The following is a 17,891-nucleotide window of genomic DNA, read 5'->3' as shown; positions in this document are numbered from 1 at the left end:
GCTAATATAGTGGGGATCCACTATCAGTAGCGTTATCCCTATTCTGGAGATATTCCTTTGATCAACGTTCTTCTTGTTGATGACCACGAACTGGTGCGCGCAGGGATACGACGCATTCTTGAAGATATAAAGGGCATAAAAGTTGTCGGTGAAGCCGGTTGCGGTGAGGATGCCGTGAAATGGTGTCGCGCCAACACCGTCGATGTTGTGTTGATGGACATGAACATGCCCGGTATTGGTGGCCTTGAAGCCACGCGCAAAATTGCGCGTTCGACTGCCGATATTAAAGTGATCATGTTGACCGTCCACACGGAAAACCCGTTGCCGGCAAAAGTGATGCAGGCCGGGGCCGCAGGTTACCTGAGTAAAGGGGCGGCACCTCAGGAAGTAGTGAATGCCATCCGCTCGGTTTATTCCGGGCAGCGATACATTGCTTCTGACATCGCACAGCAAATGGCATTAAGCCAGATTGAACCCGAAAAAACGGAAACGCCGTTTGCCAGTTTGTCTGAGCGTGAATTGCAGATTATGCTGATGATCACCAAAGGTCAGAAGGTTAATGAGATTTCGGAGCAGTTGAATCTCAGTCCTAAAACGGTGAACAGTTATCGCTATCGTATGTTCAGTAAACTAAACATTCATGGTGATGTTGAGCTGACTCACCTGGCAATTCGCCATGGCCTGTGTAATGCGGAGACGTTAACAAGCCAGTGAGCGATCAGTTTGACGCGAAAGCGTTTCTAAAAACCGTAACCAGTCAACCCGGCGTTTATCGCATGTATGATGCCGGTGGTACGGTTATCTATGTGGGTAAAGCGAAAGACCTGAAAAAACGGCTTTCCAGCTATTTCCGCAGCAACCTGGCTTCGCGTAAAACCGAAGCGCTGGTTGCGCTTATTCAGCAAATTGATGTGACGGTGACGCACACCGAAACGGAAGCGTTGCTGCTTGAGCACAACTACATCAAGCTGTATCAGCCGCGTTACAACGTGCTGCTGCGCGATGACAAATCCTATCCCTTTATCTTTCTCAGCGCGGATACCCATCCCCGACTGGCAATGCACCGTGGGGCGAAACATAGCCGGGGCGAATACTTTGGCCCGTTCCCCAACGGCTATGCCGTCCGTGAAACGCTGGCGCTATTGCAGAAAATTTTCCCGATCCGCCAGTGTGAAAACAGCGTTTATCGCAATCGCTCACGTCCGTGTCTGCAATATCAGATCGGCCGCTGCCTCGGCCCCTGCGTCGAAGGTCTGGTGAGTGAAGAAGAGTATGCGCAGCAGGTTGACTACGTCCGGCTGTTTTTGTCCGGCAAAGATGACCAGGTTTTAACCCAACTGATCGCGCGGATGGAGAAGGCCAGTCAAAACCTGGCGTTCGAAGAGGCCGCGCGTATACGCGATCAGATCCAGGCCGTGCGGCGGGTAACGGAGAAACAGTTCGTCTCTAATGCGGGCGACGATCTGGATGTGATCGGCGTCGCGTTCGATGCCGGAATGGCCTGTGTACACGTACTCTTTATCCGCCAGGGGAAAGTGCTGGGGAGCCGCAGTTATTTCCCGAAAGTGCCGGGAGGGACTGAACTGGGCGAAGTGGTTGAGACCTTCGTCGGGCAATTTTACCTCCAGGGCAGCCAGATGCGCACATTGCCTGGCGAGATCCTGCTGGATTTCAATCTGGACGACAAAACGCTGCTGGCGGATTCACTCTCTGAACTGGCAGGGCGTCGCATTAATGTGCAGACCAAACCCCGAGGCGATCGCGCACGTTATCTGAAACTGGCGCGCACCAATGCCGCCACGGCACTGACCACAAAACTCTCGCAGCAGTCGACCATTACCCAGCGTCTGACGGCACTGGCGACCGTGTTGAAGTTGCCGGCAGTAAAACGAATGGAATGTTTCGACATCAGCCATACGATGGGCGAGCAGACGGTGGCATCCTGCGTGGTCTTTGATGCGAACGGGCCGTTGCGTGCAGAATACCGTCGCTACAATATCACCGGTATCACGCCGGGCGATGACTATGCGGCAATGAATCAGGTACTGCGTCGCCGTTATGGTAAAGCTATCGAAGAAAGTAAGATTCCGGATGTTATCCTGATCGACGGCGGAAAAGGGCAACTGGGGCAGGCGAAGGCCGTTTTCGCTGAACTGGATGTCCCCTGGGATAAAAATCGCCCCATGCTGCTAGGGGTTGCGAAAGGCGCTGACCGTAAAGCTGGTCTGGAAACCTTGTTCTTTGAACCGGAAGGCGAGGGATTCAGCTTGCCGCCGGATTCACCGGCGCTGCATGTGATCCAGCATATCCGCGATGAGTCACACGATCATGCCATCGGCGGCCACCGTAAAAAACGGGCAAAGGTGAAAAACACCAGTACGCTGGAGACCATCGAAGGTGTCGGGCCGAAGCGTCGTCAAATGTTGTTGAAATATATGGGTGGTTTGCAAGGATTACGTAACGCCAGCGTTGAGGAAATTGCAAAAGTGCCGGGTATTTCTCAAGGTCTGGCAGAAAAGATCTTCTGGTCGTTGAAACATTGAGTCCGCTGTAGCAACATAGGGGTAAATTCTCTGACAACAGATAGTTACCCGTCACTATGCAATTTAATATTCCAACGTTGCTTACGCTGTTTCGCGTCATCCTTATCCCATTCTTTGTCGTGGTGTTTTATCTGCCATTCACCTGGGCGCCGTTCGTTGCTGCGCTGATTTTCTGTATCGCTGCCGTGACCGACTGGTTTGATGGTTTTCTGGCGCGTCGCTGGAATCAGAGTACGCGTTTTGGTGCGTTTCTCGACCCGGTCGCGGATAAAGTGCTGGTGGCGATTGCGATGGTGCTGGTGACCGAGCACTATCACAGTTGGTGGGTGACACTGCCAGCAGCCACAATGATCGCACGTGAAATTATCATCTCTGCACTGCGTGAATGGATGGCGGAACTGGGTAAGCGCAGCAGCGTGGCGGTCTCCTGGATCGGCAAAGTCAAAACCACCTCGCAAATGGCGGCGCTGGCCTGGCTGCTGTGGCGTCCGAATATTTGGGTGGAGTACGCGGGTATTGCGCTGTTCTTCGTTGCGGCAGTCCTGACACTGTGGTCAATGTTCCAGTATCTGAACGCCGCGCGCGGGGATTTGCTTGATCAGTGATCGTTTCGCCGTAAATTTCAGCAAACGAGCTTACGTGGCGAAAAATATCGTTGACTCATTGCGTCAGGTAAGTAGAATGCAACGCATCGAACGGCAGCACAGATTGCCAGACGATAATAAAATCAAGTGATTAACGATTTGCTTGATGATGCGGGAATAGCTCAGTTGGTAGAGCACGACCTTGCCAAGGTCGGGGTCGCGAGTTCGAGTCTCGTTTCCCGCTCCAGTTTACGACATCGGCTATTGCGGGTGTCAGTCGCAGGACAAAGATTTAAGGCGCGTTAGCAAAGCGGTTATGTAGCGGATTGCAAATCCGTCTAGTCCGGTTCGACTCCGGAACGCGCCTCCACTTTCTTCCCGAGCCCGGATGGTGGAATCGGTAGACACAAGGGATTTAAAATCCCTCGGCGTTCGCGCTGTGCGGGTTCAAGTCCCGCTCCGGGTACCATGGGAAAAAGCAGAATAATCAAAGCAATAAGCAGTGTCGTGAAACCACCTACGGGTGGTTTTTTTGTGCCTGCGATTCTTGTTCCTGACATTTTTCCTGACAATGACCCTGTCGCGGGATAGATACCGTCAGCTTGATAGTGGCTGTTCAATCAGAGTAAACATAATCGTTTCATCCTTGTCGTCATGCAGGACGATCTGGTTTATCTCGATTGCCGAGTCCGTCAGGAGCCCGTCAGTTCCTTAATCGGATCTCAAAAGAAAGTCTGATAGGATGTTGTCACAAGGGATGCGTCGTGCTGGAACAGAACGATTTTTCGGTATACTGCGCTCCTGTCTGTCAATTCGCAGTGAGGCGAAAAAATGTTAAGCAACGAAGCGAAGCGCAAAAGGGAAGCACTTTTCAGGGACTACGCGAGTAATGTCGATTTTGTGCTTAACACGCCTCTTCATGAACAAAGAAGAATATGGGAAGAAGGGGCAATGAATGCTCCGTTACCCGAAAATGTCAGCATTGAAACAATTGCGGAAGAGGGCATTTCAGCGGAGTGGGTGAGACATTCGCAGGCAGAAAAGCGTAAAGTCATCCTGTATCTTCATGGTGGGGGCAACGCTCTCGGATCCAGTATTACGCACAGGAAACTGGTTGGACATATTGTTCATTGTTCAAAAGTGAATGCACTCTCGCTCAATTATTCGTTAGCCCCTGAAAATCCATTTCCTGCCGGTCTGATGGATGCAAAATATGCCTGGCTGTGGCTATTAAAGCAGGCTTATCGGCCTGATGACATCATTCTTGGCGGCGACTCAAGCGGCGGTGGGCTGGTTTTATCTCTGCTCCTGTTACTGAAAAACGAACATTATCCGTTGCCGCACTCCAGTTTCTTACTCTCTCCTATGCTTGATTACACCTTATCGGGTGCCACTATTTCTTCTTGTGCAGATAAGGACCCGATGATCATTATTGAGGATTTACGGCAAACCGTCGCATACTACTGCTCTGCAGCTGAAACATCGAATCCACTGGTCTCCCCCCTTTATGGTGATCTGACAGGACTCCCCCCTATCCTGATACAGACAGGAAGTGACGAATTACTTCTTGCTGACTCGATCCGCCTGGCGCAACAGGCAACAGAAGCAGGTGTTAACGTCCACATTGAAGTATGGAATGGCTTGTGGCACGTATTCCAGTCATCCGCAGGAAAAATACCGGAAGCAAACCGCGCGATAAGTCGAATTGCATCATTTATTCATTCGCAGCCGCTCGAGGTACTGTAGGTGCGGCTTAATGTAAGCAGAATCAATCTTGTGCTAAGCAAGTATTAATTTAAGTTCAGTAAAGATATAAGAATTATCCCCGCCTTATTTAACAAGTAAAATATAAAAACAACATGGTACTTTTACAAATAAAAAGAGATATACATTCTTTATTTTTCCGACTATATTGAGCGAGAGAGGTTTCTACTTCTCTTTCTTAGTTAATGGAATCATTTACTGTTTTGAACGCATTTTTACCTTTAACATATGGCCATTATTCTGAATTTTACAGTTTCAGTGGTTTTCTGTGCATTTGATTTTATATTCTGCCGATTTTTACATGGCACAGGACGAAAATATTTCTTTTGAAAACAAAGGGCGTTACTGCAGGTGAAGTGATTTTTTAATTAATAGGAGTAATGGTGATTGGATGCCAATTATCTTAATTGGCAAAGCGGTACTCCATTTTTAATGGTTTAGTATTCGTGAAATATTACTTAATAAAAAGATGATGTAATGGTTCTGCCTGGAACCATTAGCAGGGAAACGTTTATTTCATGGGTCTCGAAAAGAATATTGCAGAGACACCAGGAAGGAACATGCTTGATCTGGAGGACTGACAAGTGACTCAAAGGAAATTGAAACAATTATTAATAGCTGCATCAGGTTGTGCCGCAATATGCGCTTTCCCTGTTGACGCTGTGGAATTAGTGGACCGTGAGTTCATCACCGGAGTATCCCCCATTAATTCCGGGAACCACACCGTAAGTGGAGACGATGACAACGTTACGTTAGATGCCAGTGGATTAACCACATCAGTTGCATACCAGCGTGCGATTATCAGCACCCTGAATGGCACGGTAAGGATTGCTATCTCTCAGGATAAAACCTTAACGGTGATAGGACACAATAATAATTCTACTGTCGAAAACAGTTCAGCGTTATATGCCTGGCAAAGAGACACATATCCCGGTAGCTCTATCATTTTTACTGGGGGCAATGTTGTTGTCAGCAATACGGTTCCTGGATCTTCCTCTGACATCTATGCCATCTACGCCGGTCCGGGCGGGAAATTGAATTTCCTCAGTGATGGAGATAACAAAATCAATCTCAAAGTGGATATGTCTGCGCAAGAGGGGGCCGGAACCCATCGCACGGGCATTGCTCTTCATAATGGTGAACTGGATTTTGATGGTGGTCGGTTTGAGGTCTACGTAGATGGTGCGCCTGGAAGTCATTCTATCGACGGACGCAACGGAATAACCATCGCTGCAGGGAGTAAGATGAATGTTAAGGCTGACAGCATTCATATTGAAACGAATCAAACGGCTATTGGGGTAACAGGGAGCACTGGCTCGAGTCGTCCGGCCGCTCCCTATGGTGTTTTAAATGAAGTGAACTTCGAGGCAGATTCCATTTATCTGAAAGGTTCTCAGGGAATTATTTCCATGTTGAACGACAACCTCGGAAGCCACACCCGTTTCACGTTCAGCGGCAGGACGGTTATAGAGGCCATCGCCAATACAGGCCCATGGGCTTTTCCCGGTGATTATGTGGGCGGGCACATTATTGCGGGCAACGCGACAGACTTTGAATTCAATGGCGACGTGACATTGACGGGGGAAGATCTGACGTCACTTGGCACAAGCCCTGGGCATGAACTCAAAGGCGTTACGCTTGTTAATAGATCAAAACTCGTCGCTAATGATGATTTCAGTCTCCGGAGCAACGGTGGTTATCAGAACACGGGGTTACGGATACTGGAAAGTCAGGCCCAGTTCAAAGGGCAAACACACATCTCCCTGTCAAATGGTATCGAATCGGCTACCGGGATCCACATTGATGGTCAACCCGGAATGACCACTCACGCTGAATTTCAGGATGACCTGACAATTTCAACTGCGGGTGCTCATGCGGCTAAAATTACCGGGATTGAAGTGCTCTCTGCGGGCACAGCAGATATCCAGAAAGGGTTGTTTATTAATGATAACCCGTCAATTGACTGGTCTCTTTTTTCAACGGGCGCCGACAGCCGGATCGATGCAAACTCATCGGGAACCGGGACCGTACAGGTTGAAGGTAATATTGGCGCGGCTGACAACGGCACGCTGGAGATGACACTCAACAATGCAAACTCGTGGTTAAAGGCTGCCAGTTATACCGCACGTGATACGGCCAGGGTTGGCATCCTTAACATGAATATCTCCAACGGTGCAGTGTGGGAGATGACCGGTAATTCGTACGTCACGAATCTGCTGTTGCAGGGAGGGCGCGTTAATATGCTTGCGCCGGGCAGTTCTGGCGCGTTTAAGACATTGACCGTCGAGGGCAATTATAGCGGCGGTGGAACCCTGACAATGAACACGGCGCTCGGAAGTGATAACTCAGCAACGGACAAACTCATCGTCGAGGGAAATACTTCCGGCCATACCCTGGTGGCAATCAACAATATCGGCGGTATGGGCGCGCAGACGGTTGAGGGGATTGAAATTGTCAATGTTGCAGGAACCTCCGACGGAACTTTCGAAAAAGAGAGCCGTATTGTCGCCGGGGCGTACGATTACGATGTGATCAGGCGCGGCAGCAACTGGTATTTAAGCAGCACAGTGGATCCCGTTGACCCGGTTGACCCGAACGATCCTACTGACCCGGGTGCGCCTGCTTCGCCAGAAACCCCGCAACTACCGGTACACCCGGGAGGCCCATCACAGATTCGCCCGGAATTCGGCAGCTATCTGGCAAACAACCTGGCTGCAAATACCTTGTTCATCTCGCGACTGCACGATCGTCCTGGCGAAACTCAGTATACCGATGTGCTAACCGGTGAGAAAAAAACCACCAGCATGTGGATACGTAACGTGGGGATCCATACACGGTTTCACGACAGCAGCGAACAGTTAAAAACCCAGAGTAATAACTATGTGCTGCAGATGGGGGGCGATCTGGCGCAGTGGAGTTCGGATGGTCTGGACCGCTGGCATCTTGGGCTCATGGCGGGCTATGCCAACAGCCGTAGCCGCACCACGTCGACGTTAAATAACCATAATTCCCGTGGTAAGGTCGACGGCTACAGCGTGGGTCTGTATGGCACGTGGTATGAAAACGAGCTTGATAAATCAGGGGGTTATGTAGACACCTGGATGCTCTACAACTGGTTTGATAACACCGTCGATGGTCAGTATCAGGCAAGTGAGGCGTATAAATCCAAAGGTATCACGGCTGCGGTTGAGGCGGGTTACAGCCTGAAGGTCGGAGAAAGTCAGCAATTGACCTACTGGATCCAGCCCAAAGCGCAGGTCGTCTGGATGGATGTGCAGGCGGACGATCATCGGGAACGTTACGGTACGCAGGTGAAGGTAGATAGCACCGGTAATCTGATGACCAGTCTGGGTGCCAGAGCATACTTCAATCGTAAACCCACCGGTGAAGAAGACAGAATGGCAGGCATTCAGCCATTTGTTGAAGCGAACTGGATCCACAACTCACACAGCCCGCGAGTGACAATGGGTGAGGTGCAGAATGACGTCCAGGGAGTGAAAGACCTGGCTGAACTGAAAGTGGGTGTGGAAGGGCAACTCACTTCTCGATTGACCGTCTGGGGAAATGTCTCCGGGCAAATGGGCAGCGACAGCTATCGCAATGCGCAGGGAATGGTGGGCGTGAAATACCACTGGTAAGTGGAATGGAGAGGGGCAGGGGAAACCTGCTCCTTATTCGTTCGGGATTGACTGGGCTCTGTTCCAGCAAATAGCAAAAGATCGGTCGTCTATCTCAGTTTCAAAGGGTATCTTTAGCGTGAGCCAGGAATTCCCTGCATCCGTTGCCATGAGAGAACGACCATGAAAAGAGAAGTTCACCAGGTTAAGCAGCACCGCTGCGTGGTACCTGATGTTGAAATCCTGTCGTTATATTCAGAGCGTGCTTTCCCGCGCCATTCACATGATCAATTCGGCATTGGGGTTTTCATCCAGGGTAGCCAACGCTCATGGAGTAATATCGGCAATGTGCACGCGGTGGCAGGGGATATCATTATGGTCAACCCCGGCGAAATTCACGACGGGATCCCAGCGTCAGGCCCCCGGGGCTGGCATATGCTCTATATCAATCCCGACGCCTTCATAAAGGAATGGAATGCTGACTTACCGGCAGACGATTTAATCCTGAAACCCGTGGTTAACGATCCTGCTCTTGGCCTGATGATTCGACAGTTTTTTAGCCAATTGGCTGCCAGCGCGCCTGACACCATGGCGATTGAAGAGGCGATCATGCGCTGTCTGATGCAGGCCGGACAGTATCACACCTTATCTGCTGCACAGCGTATTCCGTATTCTCCGACGGTACGGCTTGCCAAAGCGTTCATTGATGATGCCCCGGAAGAAAACATTACGTTGACTGGGCTCGCCAGCCTGTGTGACATCACCCGATTCCAGCTCATTCGCCGCTTTTCCCGTGAAGTGGGCATAACGCCGCATGCTTATCTTTTACAGTCCCGGGTCCGTCTGGCAAAACAACTCTTATCACAAGGCAAGAGAACGGTTGATGTTGCGATGATGGCGGGTTTTTCCGATCAGAGCCACCTCACCCGCGCGTTTCAGAAACAGACTGGCATAACGCCGGGGCAATATCGCTACGCCGTGGTTAATTAACGGTACTGCAATTTATTACAAGATCTGTAAGTCTGTCCTGATAAACACTGACTGCTCCTGTTATGTGTCTATCAGAGATAATGCTATGCAGATCGGTATCGAATTCTTATTAACCTCATTTATTGTGATTATTTCACCGGGAACGGGGGCTATTTACACTATTGCGATGGGCTTATCGCGTGGTGTGGCATTGAGTCTGCTGGCCGCCGTGGGATGTACTCTGGGGATCATTCCACACATGTTGGCCGCTATCACGGGATTAGCCGCCATATTCTACTCCAGTGAAATGGCATTCACTGTCATCAAATATGCCGGAGTCTTGTGGTTGCTGTACATGGCGTGGAATATCATAAAGGAGAAATCGACGTTACAACCCGATGATTGCGAAGTGACTCAGTCAGGCGTGAAAGTGATCCTGCATGCGATATTCATTAATCTGTTAAATCCTAAGCTGTCTCTCTTCTTTCTGGCCTTCTTACCCCAGTTTATTCAAACTACGTCAACTGCACCTGCAACGGACATGCTGATATTGAGCCTGATATTCATGTTAATGACGCTGCTCGTGTTTATGCTTTATGGTGCTTTTTCATCCTTTATGCGTCGCAAAGTACTAAACCATCCCACGATTTTGTCAGGATTACGGATCTTGTTTTCGTGTGGTTTTGTAAGTCTGGCCGTGAATTTATTTTTAACACAGCGAGGCCTGGGGGAGTAATGTCAATGGCATGCTATTTCTGCGTGAAGCTTATTCATGAGGGCCTGTTCTTACGGCGCGATCGTTTATCACGCCGTAAGAATGGTTTGTAATACGATGGGGAATATTATCGGCAAGCAATGGCGTCAAGTTGAAACAGCATTCCTGACGCCCCGCCGCGATGGGCAAACTCAGTCTGAATGGATTTTCTGGCAGGAAATTGACCGTTGAATCGTTGCTTCATGACTTTCTCCATGACCGGAATATCCCACACGTCGCGGAACAGGGCGTCAATTTTCACGACTGACTCCAGTGTCAGGCCGATAGTGCTGAGTCTTTCACTCAGATTATCAAAAGCGCCATTGATTTGTGCCTCAATGGGCTGCCCGATATTTCCGACACAGTAGCTCACAAAAACAAACCCACCAGCTTCAACCATTCCGGCAAGTGCCCAGTCTTCATTTATTTCATGTCTGGTTATTGTCGCCATCATTCACCCCTATTACCCTTAAGTTTTACGCGGCTATTCTCTGCCATCATACTATCTCCACGCATTGTAGTAATAAAGGCGTATTTCAGGCCGGAGAAATAAAAAGTAAGTCGACTCGCGCCCGTCGTTGTTATGCTTTATGCATGCACCCGCGCTCTCATTGACGGTGTTACCAGACTGCTGTCATTTCGCTAATCCTGACCTTACATTTCTCGGACTTTCCAGTGAATTGGAATTATTTTATTTTAGCAAGCCAGTCAAGTGTTAAGTAAAAGTAACAAATTTAAGCTTCTTATTGCCTCGGGCAATGCCTTGAATCTTATTCTGATGCAATGGCAGAAGGCATGATATCTCAGGTTTCAATACTCGGATCCTGCAATGTAACCCACGGGTTCTTTTATAGCATGTAATAATAACGATTATGTAAGCGGAGGGAGTTATGGGATTTGAAGTGAGAGAAATCGGAACGTCGAATGATACTGGTATCAGATTATTAAAACAGGGTAAATATTTATGCATTTCCTGTGTTATTGTTTTGTGTCAGATAGAGTATTTCAATGCTTTTTGTGTTAAATGTCCTCTCTGACTGGCTTAAATTAGCAATCATGAAAGCTTTTCTGTACCTTGTTTATCGTGGTTTTGTGTATTAATTACTTAATGTTACAGGTGTATATTCTTTTAAATCATGAGCTTAAAGAACTTCATTTTTTCGTGAGATTGCTGATGTTTCTCATTTAAGGTCGTTTAAGGCTATTTAAAATGACAATTTAAGATATCTACAGCAATAATCAATGTAACAAGAACAGGAAGTGTCTCTGTTGCTTGGCTTATCTATTCTCAAAATAAAATTTCATACGTGTCAGTCTATGCGAAAGGAATCGTCTATGCCTGTGAAAACGGTAATAAATAAAACGTTGTTGACGGCATCTGCAATTACTGCACTGTTCAGTCAACATACCGCAGGTGAGAGTGGCACCATTAACGTTACCGGGAATATGACAGCCAGTATCTGTGGAGACAGACCCTGCGGGCGGCTGCACGAATAGCCCGGCTACCGTGATATAGATTAACGTTAGTGTCCCAATGCTCATTGTCGCAGCAGGTGCAAAAGAACGTCGTTTCGTATGATGGTGGTAAAAATGTGGTTGACGGGCGTGATATTTAACTGAAGTACAGCGGCAACCGGATCTACATTGACGAAACAACCGGAGCAGTACAGGAAGTCATGGTCAGGTATGTCATGGGCAGGGTCGATACCACTTTATACATCCATCAGCCAGGTCATGTTTACGGCAAATTATATCCAGTCCAGTCCCATCATTTCAGATGATCATAATGATAGCGGACCGGTTTCCTGGAAGACAATATCTGGGTAACGTACAATTGATATATTTCGTATGCGCTTTTAAGCATTAAAATATCGTTATTACGAATGGGGTGATGCACGATGCATATATTTTCATATGACCAGTATTTTATTACCGGCTTGCAGCAAGTGTTGTTCTTTATCGGTCTTGATAAATCACCTGATATTGTTGTTTTTGATCCGGGAGGAGGGGCAGTGTATATTACAAACAGTGTAGAATGTCTTCGTGCGGGTTCATCAGATACGTTAACTCATTTTACACAAATACGGTGCTATTCATTGACCAAAAACGCGCCTTTGGCTGAGTACTTTTACGTGCTGGACCAGGTCAAGCAGAATAAACGAATCCCGTTGCATACCCGGTCATTGTCGAACAGGGAACGGGTAATCATTGAATATTATCTGGCGGGACTGGGAAAAAGGGCAATTGCACGAACCATGCTGCTTAGCGAGGGCGCTGTCAGCAATAGCCAGTTAAGAGCACTGCGGAAAATGAACATGAAAAATATTCCATTGTTTTTGCAAGTAATGCGTAACTGGTGTGCATTCAGAGCGAAGTACACCTGTGAATGCAATATCACTTTTCTGTCATAGATTTTACGCATTAACGATTATCCTGGAACCATAACCCGACATCACCAGGGCTGAATGCTCAGAGAGCGACATTGCGATGACAGCGTTGTTTGCCCAGAGAAAAGAAGTGACAAAAGAGTGATGTCATGCCGCCAATCAGGAGTACCTGAGGATGAAGGCGATAAAAGCAACAAGTAAGAATACCAGGCAATTATAGACAGTAAAGTGCATGGCTATTATGGTATTCAGAACGTATCGTTGCCCTCTTGTGGCAGGATAATGTCTGATTATGCGCGTTGTCAGATCTGTCACTGGATTTGTGATCCCGCGAAGTCGGCAGATAGTGATTTATCTGAAGCAAGAAATTCGTTGAGTCTCTCTGAAGCCAGGATCGCGTGAACCATACACGTGACAAAAATCTTTTTTTGGGGGATAACAGGACGCATCCAAAGGACATGGTGATGAAATTGTATTTAATAAATGGAACGGTAGAGTTCAATCCACAGACCCGGAGCCTGAAAAATCAATTAACTGGAGATGTTGTTTATTTACAGCAGCCCGCCGCGATATGTTTCCTTTATCTGATCCTGAATCAGGGTGTGGTTATCAAGCAAAAGGAACTGGTAACCGAGGGCTGGAAAGAGCGTGACGTTGTGGCCATGCCAAATACGTTTTATCAGACTATTTTAACATTGCGTAAGGCACTGGAAGAGATAGGTTTACCCAGAAACATGGTAAAGACCATTTCCCGTCAGGGATTAACCTTGTCATCAACCATTGTGATTGAACCGCTTCCTCTCCAGAATATTACCGCTTCTGATAGTCCATCAATAAAGACGGTGGTCAGCGAAAACGTAGTATGCGAAAAAACACCAATACGAAAATCTCGCAGGTTAAGTATCGGAGTCGCATTTTTCTTTGTTGTGACGTTAATCAACGGCATGTTTATTTATCAGAATCGATTGAAAATGCCATTTCAGAATTTTGTGGCGATGCATGTGGAGAAAAAGACAGGCAACGATTGCCATATCTATTATGAAGTGACGCAGCCAGTCACTGATAATTACGCTACGTTAATAAAAGAGCATCTGCATTTTTGCCAGAACAATAATTATATTTTTCTTACGGGCTACGCGAAAACTGGACGTACTGCGGCATTTGTCTGTAATAAAGATGTGCGGTCTGACACAGAGGCATTTTGTTCATCTCATTTTTTCTGGAACCTAAGCCAATGAGTAAAAATACCGCTGTTTTGCTCCTGATCGTGTTCTTCAGTACGACAGTTATTTCCGGGGCTTTTTTGTTCTACATGCTTTTCAAACCTTCATACCTGGAGTGTATTGGTGATGCCGACTGGAATGTTGATGATGCACGTTTTGTAGGTACCGTTTCCTTTCAGATGCATAAGAAGGAGGGGCTGGCTGTCATTACGGGGAAAGTTGATGGGGAGACAAGTGTTAACGTGAATCGGCTGGTCTACTTTAACTATACCCAGCAGTTCAGGACGCGGATTTTACATACGGTACGCATTGTTAAAACCTTTTCCGATACCGTTAATGATGAAACGCTCGGAAAGATATTATCCCAATTTTATCTGAGGACAGGAGGCGAATTGACCCTGGCCGTAGAGGAATATCAATCAGCGTATGTCTTTTCAAACGCCAATGTGCCCTATCTGTTTTGTAGAAAGAAGTGATACACGCTTAAGGAGCGGTTGATGACACTTTCGACGAACAGGTGTACCCGCGCGTGCTGTAGTCCGAAGACGATCGCCTGACTGTCATTGTGAATTCCCTGCGACAACAATTATCTGCGGATTGGGGCATTTCGCATAAACAGACCGCGGGCGGGATTATTGGCAAACCCATCCCGGGCAGGGTTGCCACCGGGGGTGGTGAAATTGTCGGATATCAGCGGATCGCCGATAAAAAATCTGGGTTTCCTGCTGTGTTTGCTAAACAGAGCGATGCCGACATCACCGCCCCCATCCATGTTTATCCCCCATCCTGGCGTCGTGGCGCTGAGATCGCGTTCCATCCCGGCCTGTCTCTGAAGCGCGTTAGCGGCGACCGGAGCAGAAGAAAGGAAAAATAACGTGAAAATGACGGGACAGGCACTCGACGATCGTTTCATGATAAAGACCTGGTAAAGCATTACGAGTAAAGTATAGCCCTTGCGACCAGAAGTCAGTGTTAACGGATCCCGCGGCAATCAGTATCGGTTTCCTCGTTCGCCATGTAAGATAGCCGCTGGCGAGAGTGTTTACCGAGGACAAGCATGATGAAAACGGGACCGTTGAACGAAAGTGAACTGGAGTGGCTGGATGATGTACTGACCAAGTACAACACCGAGCATGCCATTCTGGACGTGGCAGAACTGGATGGGCTGCTGACGGCTGTACTCAGTTCGCCACGTGAAATTGAGCCAGAGCAGTGGCTGGTTGCCGTATGGGGTGGGGCGCAATATGTGCCGCGCTGGTCCTCTGAAAAAGAGATGACGCGCTTTATGAATCTCGCTTTCCAGCATATGGCGGACACCGCTGACCGGCTGAATGATTTCCCGGAACAGTTTGAACCGCTGTTTGGTCTGCGCGAAATTGAAGGGCGTGAGATTACCATTGTGGAAGAGTGGTGCTTTGGCTACATGCGCGGCGTCGCGCTTTCCGACTGGTCTGCGTTACCTGACACCCTGAAACCGGCCCTGGATGCTATTGCGCTGCACGGCACAGAAGAGAATTTCGAGGTGGTTGAGAAACTGACTCCGGAAGCGTTTGAAGAGAGCGTTGACGCGATTCGCCTCGCGGCGTTGGATCTCCACGCTTACTGGATGGCGCACCCGCAGGAGACGCCGGTGCAGGTACCGGTGAAAGCGGAAGGGAAGGTGGGCCGTAACGATCCGTGTCCGTGTGGAAGCGGCAAAAAATACAAGCAGTGCTGTCTGCACTAGCACGAACAGAAAAGGGGCATTAGCCCCTTTTCTATCCACACGATAATATTATCCCACTTCGGGCAGTAGTCCCGCGGCTATCAAAAACTGCACGCCAATCACCCCAATGCCACACATAAACACCAGTGCTAAGGCGGGACGTCCGCCCCGCACGCGGTAGCCCGCCTGCGGATTCTGTTTGCGACTTTGCCATGCCAATAGTGAAGGGACGATCAGTGCCAGTACCGCCAGTGCGACGCCGGCATAGCCCAGCGCCATCACAAAACCTCGCGGATAGAAGAGGGCGAAGGCCAGCGGCGGCAGAAAGGTGATCGCACCCGTTTGTATCCGGCCAGACGCCGAATTGCGGCGCTGAAACAGATCGGCCAGATAATCGAACAGCCCCAGCGCGACGCCGAGGAAGGAGGTCGCCAGCGCTAAGTCAGCAAAGAGATGCACCGCCAGTTCAACGTGCGGCGAGGCAACAACTTCCCGTAGCGCCTGGAGCAAACCGTTCAGACCGGCATGATTTGCCAGCAGTCCCATAAACGTCGTGGAATCGATACTGCCCAGCGTCGCCAACTGCCAGAAAATATAGGCCACTAACGGAATCGCGCTGCCGGTGATAAACACCCAACGTAGTTTGCGAATATTACCTTCCATGTAGCTCACGATGCTGGGAACGCTGCCGTGAAAGCCAAAAGAGGTAAAGATGACCGGGATAGCTGAAAGCGCCAGCCCCTGCTCAAGCGGCAGAGTCAGCAGATTGACTTTATGAATGTGCGGCATCAGCAGCGCCAGCATCACCACCAGGAAGATGATCTTGGCGCTGAACAGAAAACGGTTAAACAGATCGACCAGCGAGGTACCCACACAGACGACGCCGCCGGCAACAAAGGTGAACAGCAGGACGCCTGTGGTGGGCGACATCTGCGTCCCGCTCCAGTCGCTGATACTGGAGGCGAGCAATTCCCCCGCGCCGCTGATATAGGCTGCCGTCAGCGCGTACATCAGGAACATCATACTGAAGCCGGTTACCCACTGACCGTAGTGTCCGAGATAGCGTTTTGCCAGCGTGCCCAGTCCGGTATCCGCCGGGACGTGCTGATACACTTCAAGCAGCAACAGCGCGGTGTAGCACATCAACGCCCACAGCCCAATTAATAACGCAAAAGTGACGCCAAAACCGACCCCGGCGGCTGCCAAAGGCATCGCCAGCATCCCTGCGCCAATCGTGGTGCCCGCCACGATGAAAACACTTCCCAGAGTTCTATTCTTCACGCTTTACACTATCCCAGAGATAAATGACGGTTAGATCTGCGGCGCAGGGTAAGGCAAAACGTTATTTTCGTCAAATGACCGTTACATCGACTGTATAAAAATATTTACACTCTTGAGTGACCGCAACCTGCGTTAGCGCAAAGCAGCGGATTCCGTATCGCCGTAGGCTACGCACTTTATTGAGGAGGAATGATGGATTCTGTACACGGTCACGAAGTGTTGAATATGATGATTGAGTCAGGCGAGCAATATTCTACGGCAAGCCTGGAAGCAGCGATTAAGACCCGGTTCGGTGAAACGGCGCGTTTTCATACCTGCTCAGCGTCGGACATGACGGCGGGAGAACTGGTGGCATTTCTGGCGGCGAAAGGGAAGTTTATTGCTCAGGATGACGGTTTCTCTACGCATGAAAGCAAGATCTGCCGTCATTAAGAAAACGGTGAGGAATTTCCTCACCGTTTACGATTAATTTGCGGTATCGAGCGTCGACAGCTCTTTATCAATAAAATACAAACCTTCGCCGCTTTTCCCTGCCAGCGTTAATTTATCAATCACCGATTTAAACAATTTCTCTTCTTCATGCTGTTCGGCAACATACCATTGCAGGAAATTAAAGGTCGGATAGTCCTGACTGGTCATGGCCGCATGCGCCAGCTCGTTAATTTTCTGGGTGATCAACTGTTCGTGTTCGTAGGTCACGCGGAATAATTCGTCCAGCGATCCATATTCAGCAAAAGGTGATGAAACGGTATTAATGCGTGGCAGGCTGCCGGTATCGGTCAAATAGTCGAACAGGCGCTGCATGTGGGTCATCTCTTCCTGGGCGTGGCGACGCAGGAACGCGGCGGCCCCTTCAAAGCTGTGGTAGCTGCACCAGGCACTCATCTGCTGATAGAGCAGGGAGGAATATAATTCCAGGTTCATTTGCTCATTCAGTTTGTCGATCATTTCTGTTTTCAGCATGACTTCGCTCCACGAAATTCATAAATATGTTGATGTGGCGTCACTATAATTTGTTATTTAAATATTTGCAAAAGGTAAAATAATAAATTTAATTATTAAAA

17 protein-coding genes and 3 tRNA genes are annotated in these 17,891 nt (G+C 48.8%); 17 read left to right on the top strand and 3 right to left on the bottom strand.

The features are described from left to right. Positions 1-57 precede the first annotated feature (57 nt). From uvrY to ACERJC_RS09065, 10 genes are all read left to right on the top strand, one after another. Positions 58-714 (top strand): UvrY/SirA/GacA family response regulator transcription factor, encoded by a 657-nt coding sequence (uvrY, locus tag ACERJC_RS09110; protein ID WP_178823572.1) that lies wholly within the window; start codon positions 58-60, stop codon positions 712-714. Next, positions 711-2,543: an excinuclease ABC subunit UvrC gene (uvrC, locus tag ACERJC_RS09105; RefSeq protein WP_373671496.1), complete on the top strand. Its 1,833-nt coding sequence runs from the start codon at positions 711-713 to the stop codon at positions 2,541-2,543. Before uvrY ends, uvrC begins: the two co-directional genes overlap by 4 nt. A gap of 56 nt (positions 2,544-2,599) precedes the next feature. Beyond that, on the top strand, positions 2,600-3,148 hold the full coding sequence (pgsA, locus tag ACERJC_RS09100) for a CDP-diacylglycerol--glycerol-3-phosphate 3-phosphatidyltransferase (RefSeq protein WP_042318323.1): 549 nt from the start codon (positions 2,600-2,602) through the stop codon (positions 3,146-3,148). A 150-nt stretch (positions 3,149-3,298) separates the two neighbouring features. Further along, a tRNA-Gly gene (locus ACERJC_RS09095) sits at positions 3,299-3,374 on the top strand. Positions 3,375-3,423: 49 nt separating this feature from the next. Beyond that, positions 3,424-3,497 (top strand) — tRNA-Cys (locus tag ACERJC_RS09090). Positions 3,498-3,509: 12 nt separating this feature from the next. Next, positions 3,510-3,596 (top strand) — tRNA-Leu (locus ACERJC_RS09085). A gap of 362 nt (positions 3,597-3,958) precedes the next feature. Further along, positions 3,959-4,873, top strand: coding sequence for an alpha/beta hydrolase (locus ACERJC_RS09080; RefSeq protein ID WP_373671495.1), 915 nt, complete (start codon positions 3,959-3,961; stop codon positions 4,871-4,873). 680 nt (positions 4,874-5,553) lie between these two features. After that, positions 5,554-8,529 carry an autotransporter outer membrane beta-barrel domain-containing protein gene (locus ACERJC_RS09075; RefSeq protein WP_373671494.1) on the top strand — a complete coding sequence of 992 codons (2,976 nt, stop codon included), beginning with the start codon at positions 5,554-5,556 and terminating at the stop codon, positions 8,527-8,529. Between the two features lie 162 nt (positions 8,530-8,691). After that, positions 8,692-9,498 carry a helix-turn-helix transcriptional regulator gene (locus tag ACERJC_RS09070; RefSeq protein ID WP_373671493.1) on the top strand — a complete coding sequence of 269 codons (807 nt, stop codon included), beginning with the start codon at positions 8,692-8,694 and terminating at the stop codon, positions 9,496-9,498. A gap of 85 nt (positions 9,499-9,583) precedes the next feature. Then, positions 9,584-10,213 carry a LysE family translocator gene (locus ACERJC_RS09065; protein WP_373671492.1) on the top strand — a complete coding sequence of 210 codons (630 nt, stop codon included), beginning with the start codon at positions 9,584-9,586 and terminating at the stop codon, positions 10,211-10,213. A 106-nt stretch (positions 10,214-10,319) separates the two neighbouring features. On the opposite strand, the gene ACERJC_RS09060 is transcribed toward ACERJC_RS09065, so the two are convergent. Beyond that, on the bottom strand, positions 10,320-10,685 hold the full coding sequence (locus ACERJC_RS09060; RefSeq protein WP_235922406.1) for a RidA family protein: 366 nt from the start codon (positions 10,683-10,685) through the stop codon (positions 10,320-10,322). Between the two features lie 1,444 nt (positions 10,686-12,129). On the opposite strand from ACERJC_RS09060, the gene ACERJC_RS09055 reads away from it, so the two are divergent. From ACERJC_RS09055 to ACERJC_RS09030, 6 genes are all read left to right on the top strand, one after another. Then, complete coding sequence (locus tag ACERJC_RS09055) at positions 12,130-12,642, top strand: LuxR C-terminal-related transcriptional regulator (protein ID WP_373671491.1); 513 nt, start codon at positions 12,130-12,132, stop codon at positions 12,640-12,642. A gap of 258 nt (positions 12,643-12,900) precedes the next feature. Continuing rightward, positions 12,901-13,020: a CPCC family cysteine-rich protein gene (locus tag ACERJC_RS09050; RefSeq protein ID WP_353655495.1), complete on the top strand. Its 120-nt coding sequence runs from the start codon at positions 12,901-12,903 to the stop codon at positions 13,018-13,020. Positions 13,021-13,082: 62 nt separating this feature from the next. Next, complete coding sequence (locus tag ACERJC_RS09045; protein WP_371894908.1) at positions 13,083-13,856, top strand: winged helix-turn-helix domain-containing protein; 774 nt, start codon at positions 13,083-13,085, stop codon at positions 13,854-13,856. Then, a complete protein-coding gene (locus tag ACERJC_RS09040) occupies positions 13,853-14,317 on the top strand; it encodes a YqeJ family protein (protein ID WP_371894909.1) in 465 nt (154 codons plus the stop codon). The genes ACERJC_RS09045 and ACERJC_RS09040 overlap by 4 nt, the downstream gene beginning before the upstream one ends. A gap of 89 nt (positions 14,318-14,406) precedes the next feature. After that, on the top strand, positions 14,407-14,715 hold the full coding sequence (locus ACERJC_RS09035) for a hypothetical protein (RefSeq protein ID WP_373671490.1): 309 nt from the start codon (positions 14,407-14,409) through the stop codon (positions 14,713-14,715). A 186-nt stretch (positions 14,716-14,901) separates the two neighbouring features. Further along, entirely contained in the window at positions 14,902-15,567 is a 666-nt protein-coding gene (locus ACERJC_RS09030; RefSeq protein ID WP_152406304.1) for a YecA/YgfB family protein, read from the top strand. 48 nt (positions 15,568-15,615) lie between these two features. On the opposite strand, the gene tyrP is transcribed toward ACERJC_RS09030, so the two are convergent. Continuing rightward, on the bottom strand, positions 15,616-16,827 hold the full coding sequence (gene tyrP, locus ACERJC_RS09025) for a tyrosine transporter TyrP (protein WP_373671489.1): 1,212 nt from the start codon (positions 16,825-16,827) through the stop codon (positions 15,616-15,618). 192 nt (positions 16,828-17,019) lie between these two features. Here tyrP and ACERJC_RS09020 point away from each other — a divergent pair, with 192 nt between their 5' ends. Beyond that, positions 17,020-17,259, top strand: coding sequence for a YecH family metal-binding protein (locus tag ACERJC_RS09020; protein ID WP_373671694.1), 240 nt, complete (start codon positions 17,020-17,022; stop codon positions 17,257-17,259). A gap of 33 nt (positions 17,260-17,292) precedes the next feature. Here the strand turns inward: ACERJC_RS09020 and ftnA are convergent, their stop codons facing one another. Beyond that, positions 17,293-17,790 (bottom strand): non-heme ferritin, encoded by a 498-nt coding sequence (gene ftnA, locus ACERJC_RS09015; RefSeq protein ID WP_152404015.1) that lies wholly within the window; start codon positions 17,788-17,790, stop codon positions 17,293-17,295. Positions 17,791-17,891 lie beyond the last annotated feature (101 nt).

The sequence above is a fragment of the Citrobacter telavivensis genome (assembly GCF_041807075.1).
In the GTDB taxonomy this organism is placed as follows: Bacteria; Pseudomonadota; Gammaproteobacteria; order Enterobacterales; family Enterobacteriaceae; genus Citrobacter_A; species Citrobacter_A telavivensis.
The sequence above is the reverse complement of the archived record's forward strand: the minus strand, read 5'-3'. Positions and strand labels throughout refer to the sequence as shown.

Coding starts and splice junctions, on each gene's coding strand:
- pgsA (WP_042318323.1), top strand. CDS start 2,600: ATGCAATTTAATATTCCAACGTTGCTTACGCTGTTTCGCGTCATCCTT.
- ACERJC_RS09080 (WP_373671495.1), top strand. CDS start 3,959: ATGTTAAGCAACGAAGCGAAGCGCAAAAGGGAAGCACTTTTCAGGGAC.
- ACERJC_RS09070 (WP_373671493.1), top strand. CDS start 8,692: ATGAAAAGAGAAGTTCACCAGGTTAAGCAGCACCGCTGCGTGGTACCT.
- ACERJC_RS09065 (WP_373671492.1), top strand. CDS start 9,584: ATGCAGATCGGTATCGAATTCTTATTAACCTCATTTATTGTGATTATT.
- ACERJC_RS09060 (WP_235922406.1), bottom strand. CDS start 10,685: ATGATGGCGACAATAACCAGACATGAAATAAATGAAGACTGGGCACTT.
- ACERJC_RS09055 (WP_373671491.1), top strand. CDS start 12,130: ATGCATATATTTTCATATGACCAGTATTTTATTACCGGCTTGCAGCAA.
- ACERJC_RS09050 (WP_353655495.1), top strand. CDS start 12,901: ATGTCTGATTATGCGCGTTGTCAGATCTGTCACTGGATTTGTGATCCC.
- ACERJC_RS09045 (WP_371894908.1), top strand. CDS start 13,083: ATGAAATTGTATTTAATAAATGGAACGGTAGAGTTCAATCCACAGACC.
- ACERJC_RS09040 (WP_371894909.1), top strand. CDS start 13,853: ATGAGTAAAAATACCGCTGTTTTGCTCCTGATCGTGTTCTTCAGTACG.
- ACERJC_RS09030 (WP_152406304.1), top strand. CDS start 14,902: ATGAAAACGGGACCGTTGAACGAAAGTGAACTGGAGTGGCTGGATGAT.
- ACERJC_RS09020 (WP_373671694.1), top strand. CDS start 17,020: ATGGATTCTGTACACGGTCACGAAGTGTTGAATATGATGATTGAGTCA.
- ftnA (WP_152404015.1), bottom strand. CDS start 17,790: ATGCTGAAAACAGAAATGATCGACAAACTGAATGAGCAAATGAACCTG.